Raw genomic sequence first — 19,306 nt, forward strand, 5'->3', positions numbered from 1 at the left:
ATTTTAAGGGCGATGGCTGGAGTACGATTGGGAAGTAGGCACAAGTGGCGGGTTTCTTTAAGGTGATTGGGGTGGTGATGCGTTGAGCACAATAGTTGCAAAATTCATCTCACGCCAAAACCGGCCAGGCTTCCGCTACGACATAGCTGGCCTGCGGGCAATCGCGGTATTAATGGTGGTACTTTGCCACTTCGAAATCCCTGGTTTCACAGGCGGCTTCATCGGCCCTGACATTTTCTTCGTCCTGTCAGGCTACTTAATCACCGGAATTTTGTACCGAGAGTTTTCGGCATCCAAATCCGAGGTGTTTATGCCTGGTCGGATCTCAATGTCTAAGTTCTATCTCAAACGTGTTCGCAGGATCTTGCCTGCTGCTTTTTTTGTGCTCATTGCGGTAAACATCTATGCGCTTGCTAGGCTCAACACCCTACAGTTTGAGCAGATAAAAGCAGATTCCATCTGGACAGTATTCTTTGCCGCAAACATTAATTTCATGCATCAAGCCACTGATTATTTTGCCCAGACTCAAGATGCCTCGCCACTCCAGCACTACTGGTCGCTTGCAGTTGAGGAGCAGTTTTATTTGATCTGGCCAATGTTCTTCTTGTTCGTATCGAACATTCGTGGTCGGGTCTCACCAAAAACTAATCGCGTCTCGAGCATTCCTCGAACGAATCTGTTTTTTGCTCTCGCGATAGCCGCTTCGGCAATCTGGTTGATCGTCGACTTCAGTCGAAATCCGAGTGTTGCATATTTCTCGACATTTGGGCGTGTCTGGGAGTTAGCACTTGGTGGGGTATTGAGTTTGGTGCGACCTCAAGTCCTGCGTGAGAAACTGGGAGACTCCTTCTTGCCACTTCGCTGGGCGGCACTCGCGGTGTTACTGGCCTCGATGGCGCTAGTTACGCCAAATAACTTTGGCATCACGCTATTTGTCCCAGCTCTGGCAACCGGGTTTTTACTGCTATCGGGAGCAGACCAGGACCAGCCAGATGCGGTAAATAGATTTCTCTCTTTCCCAATATTTGTTGGCATTGGTGCAATCTCATATTCGCTTTACCTCTGGCATTGGCCACTAGTAGTTTTTGGCAAGCAATTGGGCTATCTAGACTCGTTGGGTCAACGATTTTTGGGAATCCTGGTTGCCCTGGCGATAAGTACGATTACGTACTTCCTGATTGAGAAACCTGCACTTCGCATACCGTTGTATGAGAGTAAGCGCAAGCAAATGAGGGCGGCGCTTCGGCCACATGTACAGCAGTCGCCATGGCGCACTGGAACTATTTCTTTTATTTTGGTGGCCGCCCTGGCTTATGCACTCTATCCGCCAGCAAAAGCTGATGACAGCGGCTGGGCCCCACCGCCTTCGGCAATACAGTTCGATCCAAATCCAAACCCAAGCACTTTGCTTGATGACACGAACGCTGATTCGTCAGCTATTTCTCAGTGGCGTCAATTAGTTGCGAAGTCCTTGTCGCTTACTGAGCTTCCAAGTGATTTGGACCCAGATTTAAAGACCATGACCAAAATTGCGAGCACCGGAGGATTTGGCCCCTGCCAAGGCAAGAGCAATGATCCCGTCACGCTTTCATTTGTTTGTGAGTCAAGCGCAGCAGAGCCCAAGACTGCTCGAACGGCAATCATTCTCGGCGACAGCCATGCCCGTACTTTGTGGCCAGCTATTTTGCGAAGCCTGAATACTGATAAGTGGAACATAAAACTTTTAGCGATGCCTGGTTGTCCGGTTCCGGTACTTAAACCCAGAAAGCTTAATGAATTCAATGTTCGCTGTGCCGAACACAGAGAGAAGACACTTCGATATCTTGAATCTGCTAAGCCAGATCTAGTATTTCTCAATGATGCAGTAGATGCCTTTCCTACAACTGGTGAATACCGAACCGCATATTTAAAAGTTATGCCTCGAATTACCGCAGCAAGCAAGTATGTTTTCATAATCGCAAAGACACCCAAATTTCCAAATCTAAAAGAGTGTTTGGATACTAAAGGCTCGCTAGAAAAATGCAAGCCAATCAAGTACTCGTTGGGCCCATTAGGCAAGGTACAACAAGAGATAGTCAATCGATTTAGGACTGGCTTCTGGGATGCTAGCGAGGCGCTTTGTACTCCAACAGGCGTCTCGATCCTATGTCCTGCCATTATTGGAAAATCTCCAGCAACGGCAGACGGAGGACACCTCATCCCTAGTGTCAGCGAAAGTATCGCGCCATTTCTCAGAAGGTCGCTGGATAAGCAAGGAGTTTTAGATCTGGCTGATCAGTAAAAAGTCTGCTGTTGCGCCGGGATAGAACAAACGGAATACAGATCCTCTGCTCAGTGCCATGCCGTTAAATCTAAAGACCTAAGAGTTTGGCCTGTTGATCAAATTCAGGTACGGCTTGTCTGACTTCCTGGAAAGTACCGGTGGCAAGGACCCTTCCAGAATCTAGATAGATAACTTGATCTGCATCCATTACAGTTGCCAAGCGATGAGCAATCGTTACTCGAGTGACATTACTTCCCATCTCAGATATGGCCTGGCTAACCGCTGACTCGGTCTCAGAGTCCAAAGCACTGGTGGCTTCGTCAAGAACAAGTAATTTCGGATCCGTGTACAGAGCACGAGCTAGGCCTAACCGCTGGCGCTGGCCACCACTGAATCGTAGCCCGCGTTCGCCAACCTCGGTATCAAGTCCTTCGCGAGAATTTCTGAGCAACTCAGCAAGTCGAACCTGCTCTAAAACCGCCCATACCTTGGCGTCGTCTATCTCACCAGGCTTTAGGCCGATGGCCACATTTTCCCGAACCGATGCTGCATTCAAAGAAACTGTTTGTGGGACGAAACCAATTTGCCCGGGCCATACTTGTACAGCTTGGCGCGGCGGCATTCCACTAATGCAGAGCACTCCACTAATTGGGTCACTTACTCCAAGGATTAAGTCAACCAATGTTGATTTACCTGAGCCAGTAGGTCCGACTATTGCAACAAAGCTACCGACCGGAATTTCTAAACTCACACTGTCGATAATTAAATCGCTGTCCGACCCATACTTGAAAGAAAGATTTTCTATTCTAATTTCTGGGACAAACTTTTCAGTCTCTCGAATTTTCTTAAAGTCCAAATCAGGTTGAAAATCCTTTTGTCGCAGTTCGCGATCTTTCATAATTGCCAGAAGTTCTGTGGAATATCGGGCGGCGGAGCTGGCTGCCCTAATTGAAGTAGCTGATCCCTGAATTCTGATTAGTGACGGAAACATTCTAGATGCTGCGGACATGAACAAAACCAATGTGGAGATTGCCTTGGTTGGAGTTTGGGTGCTGAATTCGAATACCGTAAGTAGGCCAGCGCCGGTGATAAGCGCTGCTTCGAGGGCATATTTCGGAATGTAATTGATTAACTGCAAAGTGGATTGCGCGGCTGCGCCACTGCGCCTAATGTGGCTAAATTTATCGACATAATATTCAACGTGATTCCCGACGAATACCTCTCGAAATGATCCGACGAGTTCGACCACAGCGCTAGCCCCGGCAATGTCGGCTGCGTATCGACGCTTTGCCGCTCGACTTGACTTGCGACCAAGCCATTTTTGCATGAAATAGACCACAATCATGAAATAAATCAGTGTGAAAATAGTTATTCCAGGTGCAATGATCAGCAGCGTGATACTGAGCATCACCAGCAACGATGCCTCCGCTACTAAAACCACCCAAGCGCCTAATGTGTCAGAGATTGTGGCGCTAATTCCCGAGCCAAGGGCAAACGCGGTGCGCTGACTAGTTGCCCACTGCACTTCCTTAAGGCTCTGATTAAAGTGTTTACGAGTTAGTTCACCGGAGATTTCCGCGCTTCGACTAGTTAGAAACCGTAAGATTTTGCGCAGCAGAAGTGGTGCGATGATACTGCGACCCATAAATAGAATGATCGCAATCACGCCAAGAATGGCCAGAAGTTTATTGGCTTGAACGCTCTCAAAACCCAATTTCGCCAGAACTGATTCCACAGATTTGGGCACGCCATTTCCTTCTGTGGTGGAGCTCGCTATGTAGGTGATTGCGCCAATTAAAAGCACTCCAGCCGTGTCGAGAAGCGAGATGCAGACTTGGGCCGCCATGCCAAGGTAGAGGCGCCTGTGGTCGCGAGGTTTTAGTAGCTCTAAGGCCCGTTTTAGCGCGGCAATTATCGGCATGTCCCAATCATACCTGCTTGCCCTAGTCTTAACTTGTGGCCAAGTCAACGACCAGTCGGAAAAAAGTAATCCACTATGTCTGGATCAACAATCAACATGTGGTCTCTCTGGTCGCAGGCATCTCTAGCTCTGGCATCGCAACCAAAAAGAGTGAACCCAAACTTTCAAAAATTGCCCTGCTCGTACTTCTTTCACCAATCGCTCCGCTTTATTATCGGTTACTTGGTTATCGAATCATGCACATACATTGGGTCTCTGGTCAGTTCCGGCCGCCAAGACCAAAAGGCGCGTTAGCCGACAAATTCTTTTATTTATGGCATAACTTATTTTTCTTTGGATTAAAAATTTCCGGACTCTACCTTGTCTGGACGGCGCACAATTTTCTACCACACGACAAAGTTTTTCCAGATGACATTGCTGCCAGAAAACTGCTGGCTAGAAACTGCGATTGCGTTATCGCATTGAATGAGGAAAATTTCTCAGCAATCCAAAACTCATTTGCACCTAAAAAGCTGGTTCTGATTTCTGCTGCTGAACCGTCCCTTGTCCCAACAAAGGATTATGACACTGTTCGAAGTGAGCTCCAAATTATTGATGGCCAACTGAATTTTTCAGCGCTTGGCCATGTGAGGCCATACAAGGGCCCCGACATTTTTCTCAAAGCGGTTTCATTACTACAAAGTGAAAACGTGTTCACTTTGGCAGGATCGGCATCCGAAGGACCTTTTAAGACTGAAATTCTCGCGTTGTCAGATTTGGTGAGAGCACAACATAAGTTGAACCTAAATCTCAACTTTCTCAGTGACGATGAGTTGGCAAACTTGTTGCTCGCAACAGATTTTCTAGTTTGTCCTTTCAGGCAAATATCGAATTCCGGATTTGTTAATCTAGCCATGCAAATGGGGGTGCCGCTGATCTTGCCTAATTTGCCAAGCTTGACTTGGGTGCCACGCGATGCTGCCGTCTGGTTTGACGCAGAGCTAGGTCATGAGGGACTCGCAGCTGCCATTAGCCAGGCTGAGATACTTTCCAAAGCGGCTCGTGAGCACATGAGTCAGGCTGGAAAGGACTTTATGCAAGGCAAGACTTGGGATGATTACATTGCGGCCCATGTAGGGCTTTATCAAGAGTTGCTTAGTCGGTAATCCCTTTAATGCTTGCTAGCGCTAAGTCAACAGGAACTCTTGCGCTGGCAGTAACATCCGGCAATTGCTGCAGAATATTTGCTCGTAGTTCAGCATTAGTGGCAACAATCTCATCAAATGCCGGAAGGAACTTTGCGCTGAACTCTTCGGGTTTGATGGCAAATCTCTCCAAGCCGAAAACCTTGAAGGCGCCTTCAAACTTTCCCTGATATTCCAGGCCAACCGAAGGCAAACCGGCAGCAAATCCAATCAGACAACAGTGCATACGAGCCGAGATACTGAACTCCGACCGTTCTGCCATCCAGCGCAACTCGCTTGGGGTTGGCAGTTTAGGCAGGACCCAGCCAGTTACCTCGTTTGCTAACTTTGTGCAGGCAACGGTGTCGGTGTTTGCGCCGTAGTGAACCATTGGCACATAGAGAATTTCATAGTCATCTCCTAGCGAGCTAAGAGCACTTATCAGTCCTGTAAACATCGTCGGATCGTCAGTTACCCAATCACTAACATTTACCAGGACTTTCTTAGTTGGCCGATTAAACCAAGCTTGTACTTCGTCGTTAGGTTCAACGTAATTTGAACGCAGAAATGAAACGTCAGCTGCAAACTCTGCTTTAACCCCTAAATCACGCAATCGTCGCACTGAAAGTTCATCGCGACTAAAGGTGGTTACGCCATTTTTACTTGCGCTAAGTGCGGCCTGCTTGGCTGCACTGGTAGGGGAGGTATTCCAACTCATCGAAAAAAGTTGAACTTTTACTTTTTGGTTAGCTAACCATTTGGCAATAATTTTTACAAAATCAATGAAGCGACCAGCTTCTGAAGTTTGCGGAAAGGTAAACACCTTCGCCAAGCTGTCTGCATATTCCTGTCCGTCACGGGCGATAAGCAGACAGTTGGAGTCTGGGATTAGGTTGATCGAACCCTCGGTCAGAGCGCGATCCCCGACATTGTTTGTAATTCGAGGTGCGGTCCACACTGCAACCAAATTGCGATTTTCTGGGACTTTCTGGTAAGGCAGATAAAGATATATGGTCTCTGCCGTTTCTCGAAGTGAGCGTCTGATTCGTTTCCATTTGGTAAGCAAAGCTTTTTTCACAAGGTCAATCTTATCCGTTGCCCAATTCACGTTAGATTCCCCGACATCTCGTTGCTAACTCAAACATTCCTCCTGATTGATTACTATTAGGTAGTCCCAGAAGAAGCGGTCACTGTGAAATTAGTAGTAATTGCCAACGAGTCACCATGGCCAAGTAACCATGGTGGACGGATTCGCATTGCCCAGGTCTTGCAAGTATTTGGATCACACCACGAGGTTTACTTGGCGGCACCAAGCGGGCAAGATTTTCAAGCCCCAGATTTCATAGCTGGTTCAATTCGCCTCGTGAAGCAAGCCAGTAGCAGAAACAAATTTTCGTTCCGGCCTAAACTCGGTGCTGATCTTTTGGGCCACAATCAAGCAAGGTTACGAGAGTTCATCGATCAAGTTCAGCCTGACCTCATTTATTGGACTCATTCCTATCTACCAGCAGGTGCGCCGGCACTCTTTGCAGAGTTCGCTGACATTAGTTTTGTTGAGTTCGCAAACATTGAAGGCGAAAGATTTGCCTCTATGGCCAAGTCACAAAAAATGCGCGGGAAATTTAGGTTGATGCTTGAATCACTTAAGGCGAAAATATGGGAGCCAAAAGTCGCCCGAAAAGCCAAGGCCGCTGTAGCACTGAGTGAAAAGGATGCGTGTCGCTTATCTGAATGGGATGCAAATGTTCTGCTTGCGCCAAATGGGGTCAATTATCAGCCTCTGGCCACAACGGGATCAGATGCCTATCTGCTGATTTTTGCCTCAATGAATTATGCGCCGAATATTGAGTCAACTTTGGATTTCGTCGAAAACTTTTGGCCAAAAGTCTCGGCAGTCTTTCCAGACCTTGAATTAGTAGTTGCAGGACGCTCTGCCAATAAGTTGAACTTAATGGAGAGCGTCAATCTAAGGATAGTTTCGGATCCAGAGTCACAGGAGGCCATTTATCAAGGCGCGCTTGCCTCCGTTATCCCAACCACTTCTGGCGGCGGTAGTCAGTTAAAGATCACCGAATCACTGCAGAGAAATAGGCTGTGTTTAATTTCTCCTTACACGCTGAGTACCGCGCCGCCCGAGCTCAGTGGATATCTTTCTAAATTCACTTTTAGTAATGCAGATGAGTTAATTGAGAAATTAAAGCCACTGCAAAACTTGCAAATTAGGGCTCAGCAAGAACTGGCAATCGAAGGTGAACTTCGAACTCTGTCCTGGGAGAACGCCATGGACCAAGTCTTGGTAGAACTTACTAAATTATCAACGTCAAAGAACTAATCTCCGCTAGCCGTTTAATCCATCTGCGGCGTTGGCCAAATGAGGATTTCTTCGCCTAACTTTTTCTCGGACTTGGCGAATCTGATGTTTGTTTCCGGGTGGCCAACTGCCATGAGCATCATTACTTCTTCGTTATCTGGCATGTGTAATTTTTGACGCAGTCTCTCTGACTGTGAATTCAAGACTGACCAGTTGAGCATGCAGGTGCCTAAGCCAAGACCATGCAATGCCCAGGCGAGCGACATTGAAAACAGTCCGCCGTCTATCCATACCTGATTGCGTTCGCCTGCTCCGCTGAATTTGTTCAGGTCTGATGTGATCACCAACGCCATCTTGATTTCAGACCTAAAACTTTCATTCCCATTCTGAAGCGGCAGGACTGCCTCGAGTAACTCACTCTGGTCAATTGCATACACTTGCCAAGATTGCCGGTTACATACGGATGGAGTATTTCTTGCTAGGTCTACCGCCTGAGAAATTAATTCCCGATCCACTGGTCTATCCGAAAAAACTCGGAGACTCTTGCGACTCCAGAAAAACTTTTGCAAATCGAAATTTTCTGGAATTTTGTATTCTGCATACTGAGGAGCCGAATTTTCTGAAGGTCCTGAACCAGAATTCCATTCCGTCAAGTCATCAATAGCACCTTGGAGCGAAGTTCGAAGGTTGCTGTTCTTTGAAGGCAATTTTGCTAAAAGGAATTGCAGTCGGATGAGTAAGTCTTTTCCAAACGGTCTTTTGGGATTGCGCAAAGCTAACCCCTTTTCGACCCGATGGACATCTCTATCTATTTGGGTTCTAAATTCGTGTTCCAATTTCGCCGCCTGGTACAACGAGTCCTTTGGTGTGCTGTGCCGTAGATATCGGTCTTTGTCTAGTTCAAATTCTCTTTTGATTTGATTGCCTTCTAATCGAATTTGCTTGCGAAGGCGAAAATTCCTTCTAGCAGTCTTGAGAAATTTGGTTGCAGCAGTGAGCATACAGAAAATACTACCTTTTTCTGCGGATCATATTTCTAGTCAGCTTCTTTGCCCCAATGGCCACTTGCCGCTGAGTCCTTAGATTTGCCTGTGAATAGCGAATCCCCTTCTGAATTGCCTACGCCGTTAATTTCCTGTGGTTAAATGAATTTAGCCAATCGGTTCAAATGAATGTGAGAAATAATGACGCGCATTTCGCTCACCAGAAGTGTCGCTTTGATCGGATTAGTTTTTTCCTTACTAATCTCTAGCGCAGCACTTTCAGCACCATTGGTATCCGTGCCCGATGCACCACAAAATATCCAGGCTACGCGCGGAAATGCTTCGGTAACCATTCGCTGGCAAGCAGGGTCCGACGGCGGAAGTAATTTGAGTGCATTTCAGATTGTTGGCACAAATGGCATAACCGAGGTTCGGGCGACCCCAGCGCCAACGGCTACCGCACATACATTTACCGGACTAACGAACAATAGTCTCTACGATTTTGTAATCCGCGCCCAAAATTCAGCGGGCTGGTCTGCTGCCTCTGATCCAGTTTTTATGTCGCCGTCAACGACTTCGGCCAAGGTTCCAAGCATTCCAGTCATCCAGTCGGTGGGAACTAGCATTTCACGCACGCTAAGTGTGAATTACATATTAGGTAATCCAAATGGTTCCACGATTACCAATGTCAGCTTTTCACTCGATGCTGGGGTTACCTGGAATCCGGTTTCATCGAATCCACTAGTTATTTCAAATCTTACGAATGGATTGACCTATGCCTTACGACTGAGGGCTACTAATTACTTGGGCAATAGCCCGATCGCTAGCAAGTCAGTAAAAGCAGTTGCGGCCAGAAATGCAATTAGATTTGTCGCTCCTGCATCAATTAAATACGGACAGACGCAGTCTCTCGACATAACACAAACAGGCGGAGAAACGGTTGTATCAACTCTTACGCCAGCTATTTGCTCAGTAAGCGGATTTGAAGTTTTCGCACTTAAACCAGGAACTTGCAGTCTGCGTGCAACAAACCTCGGCGATGCCGATTTTGCTCGTGCCACTGCGGTAACTAGGGGATTTGCAATAACCAAAGCCGGAAATGAAATCACCTTCGATTCGCTAACAAATATGTCTACCGATTCGGCAAATCAAACCTTGTCTGCGAGTTCAATTGGCGGGACCGTTAGCTACCTAAGTCTTACTCCTACTGTCTGTGCAGTGATTGCCGGGGCCGTAAAGGCAATCAAAGCTGGAACATGCACGCTCCGGGCTAGTAACAGCGGAAATGTATATTATTCAGCCGCTACGCCTGTCACTCAGTCATTTTCAATTTCCTCCGGAACCGCTACGGCAACGCCTACACCAACACCGACTGCAACTGCATTATCTTGCGTCGAGGATGCAGCACAACTTTGTGGTCCCATCACGAATGTTTCGATCTCCGTTGATGGTGTAATTCGCACGATTTCTAATAGTGCGGTCTCCGTCCCCGTAGGGCGACCGGTTCGCATTAATTACAACTCGAATTCGGCAAACGCTGGCAAACGAGTATTGATCACCCTTGACTCATTCTCAGTAGGTATGACCTCAAGTGTTCCGCACACCGAACTGTCTGCGCCATGGTCCAGTAGCAGTTGCTATCCAGATGGTGCGACAACACAGTGCCAATTGATGCTTGATTCCAGCGGGAGCGGTTATTTCTTGGCAACCTTCACGGGAAGCAACATCGGCTCCACCTTTGAAATCCGCCAGCGCGGACCGGGGTACACATCAGCAGCGTTAAATGCAACCTTTGTCGCAGGTGGAGCGACCCCAACCCCAACCGCGTCAGCGACGCCGTCAGCTACCGCATCGCCGGCCAGCGGTGGACCTTGGACGGTTAGGCAAACGACTTTCTCAAATTCAGAATTCGCCCAGAATCTTGGTGATGCGGCGCTTTGGGTAAGTAATGGCTGGTATGCGAATGGTTTGCGTTATGGAACCGTCCACTTGCCCGTGAGTTACACCAAGACCGTCAGCTTCAATGTGAAGGACAAACTGGGCAATGTGGCAGCGAACAAGACTGTTACTTTGATTCTGGGCAAGGGGTACAGTAACTCAACCGCACACGTTCGAGTCGGGTCTGTAACAACAAGTGGAACAGAAGCAGGAACCGGCACACATCAAGGCACAGTTACCGGAATTACAGATACCAACGGCAACGTTAGTTTTGCAATTACAAACTTGGATGCTGTGGGCAGTTTCTTATATACACAAATTTCGGCATACGTCGCCAATGTCGGGACAGACATCGTGGACATCATAAACATTGCCTATGACCAAGCTCCGCCGGCCGATCCTTCACCGTCCCCAACAATGTCCTTGCTCTGGCAAGATGATTTTTCCGGAACATCGGGCACCGGTCCTAATTCAAGTTACTGGACTGCAGATTTAGAGGACGGCTGCAACATCGGTAATTGCGGCTGGGGAAATGGCGAACGTCAATGGTATGTCTCCGGCGCAAATAAGCTCAATGGATCATCAAGTCTTGTCATAACCTCCAACCGTCTCTCAGGTAGCAGTGCACCAAATTGCTATTACGGCAAATGCGAGTGGAGTAGCGGCAAAATAACTTCTTATGGAAAAGTGAATTTCACATATGGATATCTAGAAGCTCGGATTAAGAATCCTGCTGGTGGTGGCACCTGGCCCGCGTTCTGGATGCTGGGCCAAGACATTGCAATCCGACCATGGCCGGTGTGCGGTGAGATTGACATCATGGAAGGCGAAGGAAACGCCCCATATACCAACTGGGGAACGGCTCACTGGTCGACCACAACGCAAGGTAGTCATATCCAAGGGCCGAATCAAAACACAACGACTCTGCCTGTCAAACTCTCGGACGACTATCACACGTACGGCATCCTGTGGACTCCAACCTCGCTTACTTGGTATATCGATGGAGTTGCTCGCTACTCGCTTAATAAGGCAAATGTGCCAAATGCAGTGTGGCCATTTGGACCACAAGCAAATGGCTCAGCACCAAAGTTTTATGCGATTTTCAACGTTGCGATGGGTGGAAGTATGGGCGGTGTCATTGATCCCGCATTGAGTTCTACCAGCATGAGTGTTGATTACATCCGGTACTACTCCGTAAATGGTCAAGGTAGCGTAACCATAACCCCGTAACTGATTGGACTCTGGCTAATTATGCAATTATGCATGTTTATGTATAATTGAGAAATGCCAAAGGTAGCAATTGTCGGAGCTTCGGGATATGCCGGTGCTGAACTCATTCGTCTAGTGCATAGTCATCCAGATTTTGAACTACGCACAATTACTGCGGGCTCGTTGGCCGGTAGTCGACTAGCGCAGGTGCACCCGCAATTTTCTGCTCAAGCTGAGTTGGCGGACCTGATGTTTGCCCAAACTTCTGCTGACGCACTTGCCGATGCCGAGTTAATTTTTCTAGCCCTACCGCATGGTCAGTCCGGTGAATTGATAACAACCTTGCCAGAGTCCGTAAAGGTGGTCGATTTAGGTGCAGATTTCCGACTGACGGACGCAGGGCAGTGGGAGAAATATTATGAAGGCGCTTATGCGGGTTCATTTGTTTACGGTCTTCCAGAATTACCTGGACGCAGAACACAAATTGCAGCTAGTAGCAAAGTGGCCAATCCAGGTTGCTACGCCACTGCCATTGAGCTTGGCCTAGCTCCTCTGATTTGTGCTCAATTAATCGAAGTAAATGACATCATCGTTGTCGCCGCATCAGGGACTTCAGGCGCAGGTCGCAGAGCAACAGCAAACCTGCTCGGCAGTGAAGTTATGGGCGCAATGTCTGCTTACAGAATCGGTGGAACACATCAACACACCCCAGAGATCGAGCAAGAATTACAGGGGCTCACCTCAGAATCTGTGGCAATAAATTTCACGCCAATGCTAGCGCCTATGCCCAGAGGGATTTTGGCCACGATTAGCGCAAAGGCTAATGCGAACGAACAAGCGATACGCAAAGCACTCATTGATGCATATCAAGGCGAGTCTTTCGTCCGAGTACTTCCTGCTGACCAACTACCTAACACCGCCGCGACGCTTGGCAGCAATGCCGTTCACCTTCAAGTTGCGGTAGATCCGCACACGAATCGGGTCACAGTAGTAACGGCTTTAGATAATTTAATAAAGGGTGCGGCTGGACAAGCCGTACAAAATGCAAATCTCATGTTTGGCCTACCAGAAGGAGCAGGGCTCACTGCGATAGGAATCGCACCGTGAGCGTAACTTTTCCCAGGGGCTTTCGCGCAACCGGTGTGGCTGCTGGCTTAAAGGAGTCTGGCAAGTCAGATGTTGCTTTAGTAGTAAATGATGGTCCGCATTTTTCAGCAGCAGCAGTGTTTACTCGCAATCGCATAAAAGCAGCACCTGTGCTGTGGTCGCAGCAGTGTCTAAAAAACGGTATGGCAAAAGCGGTAATTATCAATTCAGGTGGAGCTAATGCCTGTACTGGACCAGACGGGTTTGCTGATACCCATCACAGCGCTGAATTGGTGGCCAAGTTATTAGGCATTGGCGCAATTGAGGTAGCGGTCTGCTCGACTGGTTTGATTGGCAAGCGACTGCCAATGGATAAATTGACCACAGGTATTCATTTGGCGGCAGCAGAAATTTCTGACCAAGGGGGTATTGCCGCTGCAAATGCAATCATGACTACCGACTCAGTACCCAAACTTGCTTCTTTTGAGTCAACTTCTGGTTGGCGGATAGGGGCGATGGCAAAAGGCGCTGGCATGTTGGCTCCTGGTTTAGCAACCATGCTGGTGGTTATTACCACCGATGCAAACCTTGATGCAATGACGGCCGACAATGCATTGCGAAAAGCCACTCGCTTAACATTCGACCGAATAGATTCAGATGGCTGTATGTCGACCAATGACACCGTATTGCTACTCTCGTCCGCGGCATCAGGATTTACTCCCGAAGTCACTGACTTTGAATCAGCATTGACTGCGGTTTGCTTAGATCTAGCAGCTCAATTGATTGCCGATGCCGAAGGCGCTACCAAGGAAATCAAGATTTCAGTGAGTACCGCAGCAACTGAGTCGGATGCCCTGGAAGTCGCAAGAGCAGTTTCGCGAAGCAACCTGTTGAAATGTGCGATACATGGTGAAGATCCAAATTGGGGCCGAGTGTTAGCCGCACTTGGCACCACCGCTGCAGCATTCGAGCCTGATGGAGTTGATGTTTACTTTAATAAAGTTGTTGTTTGCCGAAACGGTGCAGCGCTCTTATCTGAGCCACAAGTTGATTTGAGCCATCGTTTTGTAGAAATTGATATCTCACTCAACAGCGGCTCAGCAGAAGCCACACTTTGGACCAATGATTTGAGCCCGATGTATGTACATGAGAATTCGGCGTACTCATCATGATTAGCCATCTAACGCCCGCGCAAAAAGCTTCAGTGTTAGTAGAAGCACTGCCATGGTTAGAGCGTTTTCGCGGAACTACTATCGTCGTAAAATTCGGTGGCAATGCCATGGTCAGTCAGGAATTAATCGAGGCGTTTGCCGCTGATGTAGCCTACTTACGCCTTAGTGGCCTGCGTCCCGTTGTTGTCCATGGCGGTGGGCCACAAATTTCAGCCGCACTTACAGCTCGTGGTATGACTAGCGAATTTAAAGGTGGCTACCGAGTAACTACCGCCGAAACGATGCAAGTTGTCCGTGAAGTCCTGGTCAATGAAGTTCAGGCACAACTCGTCAGGTTAATTAATCAGCACGGAGACTTCGCCGTTGGTTTATCGGGAGACGAGCAGGGGATTTTAAATGCGGTTCACCGAGATGTAATTGTTGACAGCACACCAGTAGATATCGGATTCGTCGGCGATGTGACTGAAGTTAATCCGCAGCCGATTCTTGAGGTAATTTCATCGGGCAAGATTCCGGTGATTTCGACTGTAGCCGTGGGAACCAAAGGCGACCTTTTTAATGTCAATGCAGATACTGCAGCATCTGCAATCGCAGTGGCACTGAAAGCTGAGAAGTTAGTTGTGCTAACCGATGTGCCTGGACTTTATCGGAACTGGCCGGACACATCAGATCTGATTTCGCAAATTTCAGTCTCCGAGCTGATCCCGATGCTCAGCACATTTGGCTCTGGGATGGTGCCCAAGATGGAAGCTTGCGTTCGGGCCGTAGATCAGGGAGTGCCCGAGGCCACAGTCGTTGATGGGCGACAGGAGCACTGCTTGTTACTCGAAGTGTTCACCGATGAAGGCCTAGGCACGATGGTGGTGCCGGGATGAGCACTGCTTTGGCACTAGCTGGTTGGAATTCAACAGTCATGCCTACCTATGGCACTCCTAAACTCGCATTAGTTAAGGGTCAGAATGCTACTGTCTGGGATGCAGATGGAAAGCAATACATAGATTTTCTTGCCGGAATTGCCGTAAACACTTTGGGCCATGCACATCCGGCATTGGTACAAGCGGTAACTGAACAGGTTTCCACACTGGGACATACGAGTAACTTCGCGACGCATCCGCAAGTACTGAAGTTAGCGCAGCGATTAGTTGAATTGACTCATCCAAGCGCTCGAGTCTTTTTCTGCAACTCAGGCGCAGAGGCTAATGAGGCGGCAATAAAACTATCTCGCAAGACCGGTCGCACACAAATCGTTTGCCTCAAGAAAAGCTTCCATGGGCGCACAACTGGCGCTTTATCGCTAACTGGTCAGCCAGAAAAATCGCAGCCGTTTTATCCACTGCTTTCTGATGTGGTTTTCATTGAACCAAACAATCTGGCCGAACTGCGCAAAGCGGTGACGGACAAGACGGCAGCAATTTGGCTTGAGCCTATTCTGGGCGAGGGCGGTGTCATTCCACTTTCTTCCGAATTTCTGCAAGCGGCCCGCGAGATTTGTGATGTCACTGGCGCATTACTTGTTTTAGATGAGGTACAAACTGGAATTGCGCGCTCTGGAACAATGTTTGCATACGAGCAGGCGAAGATTGCACCAGATGTCTTACTACTGGCAAAAGGTTTGGGTGGCGGATTGCCCATTGGAGCTTGCGTAGCTTTTGGCCAGGCGGCTTCATTCTTAATACCCGGACAGCATGGATCTACTTTTGGCGGAAATCCAATTTCTTGCGCTGCAGCAAACGCGGTACTCGACGTTGTTGCCAGCGATGACTTAATGAATCGGGCAAGATTCCTGGAACATACAATACGATCTGAAATTGCCGGATTGCCGGGCGTGCTTGAGGTTCGTGGCTCTGGTGCAATGTTAGGAATAGTGCTTGCTGATACTTTTGGACCAGATGTTGTGGATTTGGCAGCGAGTCTGGGTCTAATTACAAATAGTCCGGTAGCAAATATTTTGCGCCTGGTCCCGCCGCTAACGATTTCAAATGAAGAACTGTCCCAAGGTCTACAGATTCTTAAAACCGCCATCGTTCAAAGTTTTAAGGAGCAGTCATGAGTTCACGAGCTAATAGATTGCACAAGATTGCACAAATTATTTCAACTACTCAGATTTCATCTCAGGCGGAACTGGTTAAGTTGCTAGCGAAGTCTGGTGTATCGATTACCCAAGCGACATTGAGTCGCGATTTGGAAGTCCTGGGTGCAATCAAAGTTCATGGCGCTGGGGGAGTCATTCAGTATGCGATTCCCGAAGACAGCACAGGAGCGATTCCAAGTAAAGATAATTCTCGGCTAGCCAGAACTTTGGCGGACCTGATGGCAAACATGGAGTACTCAGGCAATATCGTGGTATTGAGAACTCCACCAGGAGCTGCGAGTTATTTGGCATCTGCCATTGATCGAGCAGGTCTTGATTCAATAATTGGCACCGTTGCCGGTGATGACACGGTCCTGGTAATAACTCGGGATCCACAGGGCGGCAAAAAAGTGTCTGGGCAATTACAAAAATTAGCTGGACAAGTTCAGACTAGAAATAAGCAGGGAGAATAAAGTGGCGGATCGGGTGGTACTTGCGTATTCAGGTGGTTTAGATACCTCAGTTGGCATCGGTTGGATTTCTGAAGCAACGGGAGCCGAAGTGATCGCCTGTGCTGTTGATGTCGGTCAAGACGGCGAAGACCTTGAGGTAATTCGCGAGCGTGCCCTGGCCTGCGGAGCAGTCGAGGCAGAGGTAGTTGATGCTCGCCAAGAGTTCGCTGACGAATATTGTCTACCTGCGCTCAAAGCTAATGCGCTATATATGGATCGTTATCCGCTGGTTTCGGCACTTTCGCGGCCAGTCATTGTTAAGCACCTAGTTGCAGCCGCAAAAAAACATGGTGCAACAATCGTGGCCCATGGTTGTACCGGCAAAGGTAATGATCAAGTCCGTTTTGAAGTAGGTATTCAAAACCTGGCCCCAGAGGTTACATGCATTGCTCCTATTCGTGATTTAGCACTGACTCGAGATAAGGCAATCGAATATGCACAAGCGCACAATTTGCCAATCGATGTAAATAAGAAGTCACCGTATTCAATTGACCAAAATGTTTGGGGTAAAGCGGTCGAAACCGGATTTCTAGAGGACATCTGGAATCCACCGATTGAAGACCTTTACACCTACACCCAAGATCCAACAGTTTCGCGCCCAATTGATGAAGTGACGATCACTTTTGAAAGTGGCAAGCCAGTTGCGCTAGATGGCCAGAAAGTCTCCATGCTGGAAGCAATTGAGATTTTGAATCAGCGCGCAGGCGCACAAGGTGTCGGCCGTCTCGACATGGTAGAAGATCGACTTGTCGGCATCAAGAGCCGCGAAGTGTACGAAGCACCCGGTGCAATCGCCTTAATCACAGCACATCAAGAGTTAATGAACGTAACAGTTGAGCGCGACCTTGCTCGATTTACTAGGCAAGTTGAGCAGCGCTGGGCGGAGTTGGTTTATGACGGCCTATGGTTCAGTCCACTGCGCCGCGCACTTTCAAACTTTTTTGATGAAGTTAATTCCGTTGTATCTGGGGAAGTCCGACTAGCAATGAATGGTGGTCGTGCTTGGGTTACTGGTCGACGTAGTCCAAAGTCACTTTACGACTTTGACTTAGCAACATATGACACTGGAGACACATTCGACCAGTCGCTAGCTAAAGGTTTTGTCGATCTCTGGGGCCTGCCAAGCAAGATTGCCGCACGACGGGACCTGGAATCATGACTAAATTGTGGGGCGGCAGATTCAGCGATGGACCAAGTGATGCCATGGCGGCACTGAGTGAGTCGATCCATTTTGATTGGGTACTAGCGCCTTACGACCTAGCGCAAAGCAAAGCACATGCGCGAGTTTTGCATCGCGCCGGATTGTTAACAGATGATGAACTCGAAACTATGGTTATTGGACTAGACAACCTAATGACTCAGGTTCTTTCAGGACAGTTCCAGCCGGTTCCTGCTGACGAGGATGTACATACTGCTCTAGAGCGTGGACTCATTGACCAAATCGGATTCGAAGTCGGCGGAAAACTCAGGGCAGGTCGAAGCCGTAACGATCAAGTAGCTACCGATTTACGAATGTACCTGCGAAATACAGCTCGGGACATCGTTGAAAACATTTGTGCGCTAGAAGTTGCCCTGCTAGATCAAGCGACCAGACACGTTAATTCGCCCGCACCAGGGTTTACGCACTTGCAGCATGCTCAACCAGTCTCATTTGGGCACGAATTGGCAAAGCATATTCATGCATTCAGCCGCGACATTGAACGCCTACAAGATTGGGATAAGCGCGCAGGAAAGTCACCGATGGGAAGTGGAGCACTTGCTGGCTCAAGTTTGAAACTCGATCCACACGCTGTAGCAGAAGAACTTGGCTTCACTGAAATTGTTGAGAACTCAATAGATGGAGTTAGCGATCGTGATTTTGTCGCTGAATTCTTATTCGTAACTGCACTAATTGGTGTTCATCTATCCAGGCTTGGTGAAGAAATCTGTTTATGGGCAAGTAAAGAATTTGGCTGGGCAAAATTAGCTGATGGCTGGTCTACTGGCTCCTCCATAATGCCGCAGAAAAAGAACCCTGATGTTGCCGAACTGGCTCGAGGTAAGTCGGGCCGACTTATCGGAAACTTGACTGCTGTACTTACCATGCTCAAGGGATTGCCATTTGCCTACAATCGCGACTTGCAGGAAGACAAAGAGTCGGTCATAGATTCGATAAAAACGTTGCAACTAGTTTTGCCAGCGATGGCAGGATGCGTCGAAACCCTAGAATTCGATACTGAGCGTATGGCTAACTCCGCGCCTGAAGGTTTCGCACTCGCCACTGAAATTGCAGATTGGCTCGTGCAGCAAAATGTGCCATTTCGGCAGGCTCATGAGATCGCGGGCTCCTGTGTTAAAGCCGCAGAAACAGCCGGTGTGGAACTCAACGAACTCTCTACCGAACAGTTGATGACAGTTGATTCGCGGCTAACTTCCGAGGTACGCAAGGTGCTATCTGTCGAAGGATCGCTCGCGGCGAAGTCGACTGTCAATGGGACAGCCCCCAACTCCGTGTCAGCACAACTATCAACCGCTAAGACTCTGATTGGGATACAGCGGATTTGGTCACATTCAAAACCTCACGAGATTTTTTAACAACAAGAATGTTGCGAAATTGATGACCAGGTTGCCAACAAGAATTACCTTGAAATAATTTTTGGACCGAAAAGCGAATTTGCATAATTGTAGCCCCTTCTTA

General features: G+C 48.3%; 14 protein-coding genes. 11 read left to right on the forward strand and 3 right to left on the reverse strand.

Annotated features, from left to right (window positions below; translation table 11 throughout):
- Positions 1 to 82: 82 nt before the first annotated feature.
- Positions 83 to 2,281, forward strand: coding sequence for an acyltransferase (locus EBS36_05190; GenBank protein ID NBU32545.1), 2,199 nt, complete (start codon positions 83 to 85; stop codon positions 2,279 to 2,281).
- A 70-nt stretch (positions 2,282 to 2,351) separates the two neighbouring features.
- Here the strand turns inward: EBS36_05190 and EBS36_05195 are convergent, their stop codons facing one another.
- Positions 2,352 to 4,184 carry an ABC transporter ATP-binding protein gene (locus tag EBS36_05195; protein ID NBU32546.1) on the reverse strand — a complete coding sequence of 611 codons (1,833 nt, stop codon included), beginning with the start codon at positions 4,182 to 4,184 and terminating at the stop codon, positions 2,352 to 2,354.
- A gap of 98 nt (positions 4,185 to 4,282) precedes the next feature.
- On the opposite strand from EBS36_05195, the gene EBS36_05200 reads away from it, so the two are divergent.
- The gene (locus tag EBS36_05200) at positions 4,283 to 5,329 is read left to right on the forward strand and encodes a glycosyltransferase family 1 protein (GenBank protein ID NBU32547.1); all 1,047 of its coding nucleotides are present in this window, start codon (positions 4,283 to 4,285) and stop codon (positions 5,327 to 5,329) included.
- Here the strand turns inward: EBS36_05200 and EBS36_05205 are convergent.
- On the reverse strand, positions 5,319 to 6,455 hold the full coding sequence (locus tag EBS36_05205) for a hypothetical protein (GenBank protein NBU32548.1): 1,137 nt from the start codon (positions 6,453 to 6,455) through the stop codon (positions 5,319 to 5,321). The two genes, EBS36_05200 and EBS36_05205, sit on opposite strands and share 11 nt — an antisense overlap.
- Before the next feature lie 84 nt (positions 6,456 to 6,539).
- Here EBS36_05205 and EBS36_05210 point away from each other — a divergent pair, with 84 nt between their 5' ends.
- On the forward strand, positions 6,540 to 7,679 hold the full coding sequence (locus tag EBS36_05210; GenBank protein NBU32549.1) for a hypothetical protein: 1,140 nt from the start codon (positions 6,540 to 6,542) through the stop codon (positions 7,677 to 7,679).
- Positions 7,680 to 7,693: 14 nt separating this feature from the next.
- On the opposite strand, the gene EBS36_05215 is transcribed toward EBS36_05210, so the two are convergent.
- Positions 7,694 to 8,659 (reverse strand): hypothetical protein, encoded by a 966-nt coding sequence (locus EBS36_05215; GenBank protein ID NBU32550.1) that lies wholly within the window; start codon positions 8,657 to 8,659, stop codon positions 7,694 to 7,696.
- A gap of 183 nt (positions 8,660 to 8,842) precedes the next feature.
- Between EBS36_05215 and EBS36_05220 the strand changes: the two genes are divergently transcribed.
- From EBS36_05220 to argH, 8 genes are read left to right on the forward strand one after another with little or no spacing between them, the layout of a single operon-like run.
- Complete coding sequence (locus tag EBS36_05220) at positions 8,843 to 11,809, forward strand: glycosyl hydrolase family protein (GenBank protein ID NBU32551.1); 2,967 nt, start codon at positions 8,843 to 8,845, stop codon at positions 11,807 to 11,809.
- A gap of 54 nt (positions 11,810 to 11,863) precedes the next feature.
- On the forward strand, positions 11,864 to 12,895 hold the full coding sequence (locus EBS36_05225) for an N-acetyl-gamma-glutamyl-phosphate reductase (GenBank protein NBU32552.1): 1,032 nt from the start codon (positions 11,864 to 11,866) through the stop codon (positions 12,893 to 12,895).
- The gene (gene argJ, locus EBS36_05230; GenBank protein NBU32553.1) at positions 12,892 to 14,046 is read left to right on the forward strand and encodes a bifunctional glutamate N-acetyltransferase/amino-acid acetyltransferase ArgJ; all 1,155 of its coding nucleotides are present in this window, start codon (positions 12,892 to 12,894) and stop codon (positions 14,044 to 14,046) included. Before EBS36_05225 ends, argJ begins: the two co-directional genes overlap by 4 nt.
- Positions 14,043 to 14,921: an acetylglutamate kinase gene (gene argB, locus EBS36_05235; protein NBU32554.1), complete on the forward strand. Its 879-nt coding sequence runs from the start codon at positions 14,043 to 14,045 to the stop codon at positions 14,919 to 14,921. Before argJ ends, argB begins: the two co-directional genes overlap by 4 nt.
- Positions 14,918 to 16,096: an acetylornithine transaminase gene (locus EBS36_05240; protein NBU32555.1), complete on the forward strand. Its 1,179-nt coding sequence runs from the start codon at positions 14,918 to 14,920 to the stop codon at positions 16,094 to 16,096. Before argB ends, EBS36_05240 begins: the two co-directional genes overlap by 4 nt.
- A complete protein-coding gene (gene argR, locus EBS36_05245) occupies positions 16,093 to 16,590 on the forward strand; it encodes an arginine repressor (GenBank protein ID NBU32556.1) in 498 nt (165 codons plus the stop codon). The genes EBS36_05240 and argR overlap by 4 nt, the downstream gene beginning before the upstream one ends.
- 1 nt (position 16,591) lies before the next feature.
- Entirely contained in the window at positions 16,592 to 17,788 is a 1,197-nt protein-coding gene (locus tag EBS36_05250) for an argininosuccinate synthase (protein NBU32557.1), read from the forward strand.
- Positions 17,785 to 19,203 (forward strand): argininosuccinate lyase, encoded by a 1,419-nt coding sequence (gene argH, locus EBS36_05255; protein NBU32558.1) that lies wholly within the window; start codon positions 17,785 to 17,787, stop codon positions 19,201 to 19,203. Before EBS36_05250 ends, argH begins: the two co-directional genes overlap by 4 nt.
- The last annotated feature ends 103 nt before the right edge of the window (positions 19,204 to 19,306 follow it).

The sequence above is a fragment of the Actinomycetota bacterium genome, assembly GCA_009923495.1.
In the GTDB taxonomy this organism is placed as follows: domain Bacteria; phylum Actinomycetota; class Actinomycetes; order S36-B12; family UBA5976; genus UBA5976.

Excerpts from the sequence above, each read along its gene's own strand:
- EBS36_05225 (NBU32552.1), top strand. The coding sequence starts at position 11,864 with ATGCCAAAGGTAGCAATTGTCGGAGCTTCGGGATATGCCGGTGCTGAA.
- EBS36_05195 (NBU32546.1), bottom strand. The coding sequence starts at position 4,184 with ATGCCGATAATTGCCGCGCTAAAACGGGCCTTAGAGCTACTAAAACCT.
- argB (NBU32554.1), top strand. The coding sequence starts at position 14,043 with ATGATTAGCCATCTAACGCCCGCGCAAAAAGCTTCAGTGTTAGTAGAA.
- EBS36_05240 (NBU32555.1), top strand. The coding sequence starts at position 14,918 with ATGAGCACTGCTTTGGCACTAGCTGGTTGGAATTCAACAGTCATGCCT.
- argR (NBU32556.1), top strand. The coding sequence starts at position 16,093 with ATGAGTTCACGAGCTAATAGATTGCACAAGATTGCACAAATTATTTCA.
- argH (NBU32558.1), top strand. The coding sequence starts at position 17,785 with ATGACTAAATTGTGGGGCGGCAGATTCAGCGATGGACCAAGTGATGCC.
- EBS36_05215 (NBU32550.1), bottom strand. The coding sequence starts at position 8,659 with ATGCTCACTGCTGCAACCAAATTTCTCAAGACTGCTAGAAGGAATTTT.
- EBS36_05220 (NBU32551.1), top strand. The coding sequence starts at position 8,843 with ATGACGCGCATTTCGCTCACCAGAAGTGTCGCTTTGATCGGATTAGTT.